This window comes from Bacillus sp. JJ1503 (assembly GCF_036965125.1).
GTDB lineage: Bacteria > Bacillota > Bacilli > Bacillales > Cytobacillaceae > Cytobacillus.
Genome location: NZ_JBALOZ010000046.1, coordinates 10,679 through 15,649, shown reverse-complemented (window position 1 = coordinate 15,649; position 4,971 = coordinate 10,679). Strand labels below are relative to the sequence as shown.

Annotated in this window: 5 protein-coding genes; all 5 read right to left on the bottom strand. The window is 39.0% G+C overall.

The window, feature by feature from the left end; all coding sequences use genetic code 11:
• Positions 1–101 precede the first annotated feature (101 nt).
• Positions 102–398 (bottom strand): DUF1292 domain-containing protein, encoded by a 297-nt coding sequence (locus tag V7149_RS04480; RefSeq protein ID WP_335344448.1) that lies wholly within the window; start codon positions 396–398, stop codon positions 102–104.
• A gap of 5 nt (positions 399–403) precedes the next feature.
• A complete protein-coding gene (gene ruvX, locus V7149_RS04475) occupies positions 404–829 on the bottom strand; it encodes a Holliday junction resolvase RuvX (protein WP_335344447.1) in 426 nt (141 codons plus the stop codon).
• A gap of 3 nt (positions 830–832) precedes the next feature.
• Positions 833–1,099 (bottom strand): IreB family regulatory phosphoprotein, encoded by a 267-nt coding sequence (locus V7149_RS04470; protein ID WP_066293092.1) that lies wholly within the window; start codon positions 1,097–1,099, stop codon positions 833–835.
• Between the two features lie 175 nt (positions 1,100–1,274).
• On the bottom strand, positions 1,275–3,908 hold the full coding sequence (gene alaS, locus V7149_RS04465) for an alanine--tRNA ligase (protein WP_335344446.1): 2,634 nt from the start codon (positions 3,906–3,908) through the stop codon (positions 1,275–1,277).
• 438 nt (positions 3,909–4,346) lie between these two features.
• Positions 4,347–4,971 (bottom strand): AI-2E family transporter (locus V7149_RS04460; RefSeq protein ID WP_335344445.1); only part of this gene is annotated, 625 nt, incomplete at its 5' end.

The following is a 4,971-nucleotide window of genomic DNA, read 5'->3' as shown; positions in this document are numbered from 1 at the left end:
AATATACTTGTACAATTCGACCTTTTTCGTATGCAATTTAATTGGCTGTCCGTTAGGCTTAGTCACAAATAAAAAAAGCTGGCCAATGGCCAGCCTTGCTTTTATTTACCTTCTTTTTCTTCTTCTTCTTCAAGGAATGTATTAAGCATTTCCTCAATTAAATCCCACTCTTCGTCCGTTTCTATCGGCATTAATTCGCCGTCTTGATTATCCTCACTAGGGATAAAAGCTGAAGCGTGAATATCAATTTCTTCATCATCATTATCATCTGCACCAATTGGGTAGTAAAGGACGTAAGACTTTCCAAATTCCTCAGAATCAAATGTAAATAACACTTCACATAGCTGCTCGTTTCCTTCTTCATCTACTACAGTAATATTGTTTTCTCCATGGTTCATTCTGTTCACCTCATCGTATTTTGACTATCTATATAGCCTTGTAAAATCATGACGGCTGCCATTTTATCAATGACCTTTTTACGCTTTTTTCGGCTGACATCCGCCTCAAGAAGAACTCTTTCAGCTGCAATTGTTGTCAGTCGCTCGTCCCATAATACGACAGGCAAGCCAAATCGTTTTTCTAGTTCAGAAGCGTAAAATTGGCTTGCTTCTCCACGCGGACCGATCGTCCCATTCATATTCTTCGGCAAGCCGACAACAATTTTACTAACTTCATTCTCATTAATAATCTTACCAATCTGCTCAAAACCAAACTCATTTTTCTCTTCATTTATCTTTAAAGTTTCCAAGCCTTGAGCAGTCCAGCCTAGTGCATCACTAAGCGCAATGCCGACCGTTTTTGAGCCGACATCCAATCCCATTGTCCGCATATATTATCCCTTTCGCTGCTGTTTTAAATATGATTTGACTAACTCTTCAATGATTTCGTCACGTTCGAGTTTGCGAATAATATTGCGCGCATCCTTATGGCGGGGAATGTAAGCAGGATCCCCAGACAGCAAATAACCAACAATTTGGTTAATAGGGTTATACCCTTTATCTTGAAGAGCTTCATACACTTGCAAAAGCACCTGATTAACATCATGTTCCATGGGCTCTTCAGGAAAATTGAATCTCATTGTATTATCAAATGAGCTCATTTCTTACACCTCGCTTTTTTGATGGAAAGCTCTAATGAAAGAGCTTTTCTTTATACACAAATCATTGTTTGAGTTCGATTATTAGGTTCAGTATTTTAATTAAAATCCCTAATTATATCCATATATTGAACATTTTCGACAGGTTACCTTCATTTTACACTACTTTGTGTATATATCAAAAGGTTTTAACCCATTCTTCAACAAAATTCAATGCACTTTCAAGCTTTTCTGGATCTTTACCGCCTGCTTGTGCCATATCTGGACGGCCACCGCCTCCACCTCCGCAGCGAGTAGCCACTTCTTTAATAATTTTTCCCGCCTGGTATCCTTTTTCAATTAAATCCTTTGTCACACCAGCAATTAAATTAACTTTATCATCATTAACACTGCCTAGTACAACAATGGCTGAACCAAGTTTATTCTTTAAGTCGTCTGCCATATTCCGCAGGTTATTCATGTCAGATGCTGCAACCTTAGCAGCTAATACAGTTATTCCATTAATCTCTTTAGCTTTCGACACAAGGCTTCCAGCTTCAATGTTGCCCAATTTCGCTGCCAATGATTCATTTTCTCTTTGCAGCTGTTTCATTTCGGTTAATAACCCCTCAATTCTTCCAGCTAAATCTTTCGGATTGGCTTTTAATTTATTTGCAGCTTCCTTTAATATACTTATTTGATCATTTAATAATTGGTATGCCGCTTCACCCGTTACAGCCTCAATCCTGCGCGTGCCTGCTCCAATCCCGCTTTCTGATTGGATTTTGAATAGACCAATTACAGATGTGTTCGGAACATGGCATCCCCCGCAAAGTTCAAGACTATAATCACCGATTTGAACAACACGGACAATCTTGCCGTACTTTTCACCGAATAGCGCCATAGCTCCCATTGCTTTAGCCTCTTCAATGTCTTTATAATCAATTTCTAATTCCAAACTGCGCCAAATTTTTTCATTCACAATGTTTTCAATTTTCTCGAGCTCTTCAGCAGTGATCTGCCCGAAGTGTGAGAAGTCAAAGCGCAAACGGTCAGGCTCTACTAATGAACCTGCTTGGTTAACATGATTTCCAAGAACATCTTTTAACGCCTGATGAAGCAAATGGGTTGCTGTATGATTCTTAATGATCTTTGAACGTGATGATTCATCCACGCTTGCATGCACACGATCATTTAATTTCAACGTTCCTGTTTCAACGATTGCTTTATGAAGATTTTGGCCATTTGGTGCCTTTTGAACATCTTTAATCACAACTTTTAAACCTTCAGCTTCTAAAATTCCGCTGTCAGCAATTTGACCGCCGCTCTCCGCATAGAAAGGCGTAATATCTAAAATAAGCTGTACTTCTTCGCCTAAATGCGCTTCATTAATCAGCTGCCCATCCTTAACGATTGCTACAATTTGGGAATTCGCCTCAAGGTTATCATAGCCAGTAAATTGACTTTCAACCTTTATTTCTCCTAATACTCCACCTTGAACCTGCATGGAATCAACATCTTGTCTCGCTGCTCTAGCACGTTCACGCTGGTGGTTCATTTCTAGCTCAAAACCATCATGATCAACCTTCATGCCTTCTTCTTCAGCATATTCCTCTGTTAACTCAACAGGGAACCCATACGTATCATATAAACGGAATACATCCTCGCCCTGGATCAGATCGCTTCCTTTTTCTCTTTCCTTTTTAATAACGGCTGATAAAATCGTCAGTCCTTCATGCAGGGTTTCATGGAAACGTTCCTCTTCATTTTTAATTACTTTTTGGATAAATTCTTCTTTTTCTTTTACTTGCGGGTAGAAATCCTGCATAATCTCCCCAACCACTGGGACTAGCTCAAACATAAATGGACGATTGATATTGATTTGTTTCGCATAACGGACCGCTCTGCGCAGCAAGCGTCTTAAAACATACCCACGGCCTTCGTTTGATGGGAGCGCCCCATCTCCGACTGCAAATGCAACAGTCCGAATATGATCGGCAATTACTTTAAATGCAACGTCAGTTTCTATATTTTCTCCATATTTCACACCTGAGATTTCTTCTGTTCCTCGGATGATTGGCATGAAAAGGTCTGTATCAAAGTTTGTTCGGACATTTTGAACAACGGATGCCATCCGTTCAAGCCCCATCCCAGTATCAATATTTTTCTTTGGAAGCGGAGTATACGTTCCATCTGGATTATGGTTAAATTCTGAAAAAACAAGATTCCAAACCTCTAGATATCTTTCATTTTCTCCGCCTGGGTATAATTCAGGATCATTTAGGTCATCCCCATACTCAGGTCCACGATCATAAAAGATTTCTGTATTCGGACCGCTTGGACCCTCACCAATATCCCAGAAGTTTCCTTCTAAACGAATGATTCTTTCTTCTGGAACACCAATTTGCTTTCTCCAAATATCAAATGCTTCATCATCTTCTGGATGGATTGTGACAGATAATTTTTCCGCTTCAAAGCCAATCCACTTTTCATCGGTAAGAAATTCCCATGCCCATTCGATTGCTTCCTCTTTAAAATAGTCACCAATCGAGAAATTCCCAAGCATTTCAAAAAAAGTATGATGACGAGCTGTTTTTCCAACGTTCTCAATATCATTCGTACGAATGGATTTTTGGGCGTTTGTAATTCTTGGATTTTCCGGAATAACACGGCCATCAAAATATTTCTTCAACGTAGCAACTCCGCTATTAATCCAAAGCAAAGATGGATCTTCATGCGGTACTAAGGGAGCACTCGGTTCAATAGAGTGGCCTTTTACCTTGAAAAACTCTAAAAATAGACGGCGAATGTCAGAACCTGATAATTGTTTCATGATTATTCCTCCTAAAAATTATGTTTAGTATTGATATATCAGCGACTTTCTCGATATATCGGCAACTTCATAAATATCAGCGACCTTGCAAATATATCGGCGACTTCCCTTTTTGCTATTACCCAAGTATTTTTATACGCAAAAAAGCCCTCATCCCTATACAGGGACGAGAGCTTGCTCGTGGTACCACCCTGATTCAGAAGGCAGTCAATCAATAACCTTCATCTCTCAGATCCTTAACGCGGAATAAACGGCAGGTATTAGCTGCACTCGGGATTAGCATTCTGTTATCCTTCATCTAGGAATTCTTCCAGCCAAGGAATTCCCTTTCTTTAGATGGTCTATAACATACTCGTTCCTTCTTCGTATTTTCTAGCTTCACTTTTCTAATATAGTCTGAATTATAACGATTTAAAATCATGTTTGTCAACATTTCCTTCAAGAACGTGAAAATTTTGAGTTAGGTCCTTTAATAAAATGCGATCTAGCATGAACAAGACTTACTTTTATGACAGCTAAAACCGGTACAGCTATGATTAAGCCGATGACACCGCCTGCTTCTCCACCAGCTAAAAGGGCAAACATAATGACTAGCGGGTGCATATCTAAACTTTTTCCGACAATCAAAGGTGATAATATGTTTCCTTCGAGAAATTGCAGGACAAAAACAATAATAACCGAAATGATCACCATTTTAATTGATATAGCGAAAGCAATAATGACTGCTGGGATAGCGCCGACAAATGCACCGAAATAGGGGATAACATTTGTTAATCCAATTATTAAACCAAGCAGTAAAGGATATTTCATTCCAACGAACCAAAAGAGCAGTGCAGAAATGGCTCCAATTGCCACACAGACAATGATCTGTCCCCTTATATAGCCTCCAAGGGACTTATCGATATCCCGCAAAAATAATATGCCTTCCTGCCTCCACTTTCTAGGTGTTAAATACCACAAGGTCCGTTTCATTAAATCATAATCCTTGATCATATAAAATGATATAAACGGAATAAGGGCAATGATTATAGAATAATTTAATATATTTATTAGGATATTCACA

Bases quoted from the DNA above. Each gene is read 5' to 3' on its own strand.
- V7149_RS04470 (WP_066293092.1), bottom strand. From the start codon at position 1,099: ATGAGCTCATTTGATAATACAATGAGATTCAATTTTCCTGAAGAGCCC.
- alaS (WP_335344446.1), bottom strand. From the start codon at position 3,908: ATGAAACAATTATCAGGTTCTGACATTCGCCGTCTATTTTTAGAGTTT.
- V7149_RS04480 (WP_335344448.1), bottom strand. From the start codon at position 398: ATGAACCATGGAGAAAACAATATTACTGTAGTAGATGAAGAAGGAAAC.
- ruvX (WP_335344447.1), bottom strand. From the start codon at position 829: ATGCGGACAATGGGATTGGATGTCGGCTCAAAAACGGTCGGCATTGCG.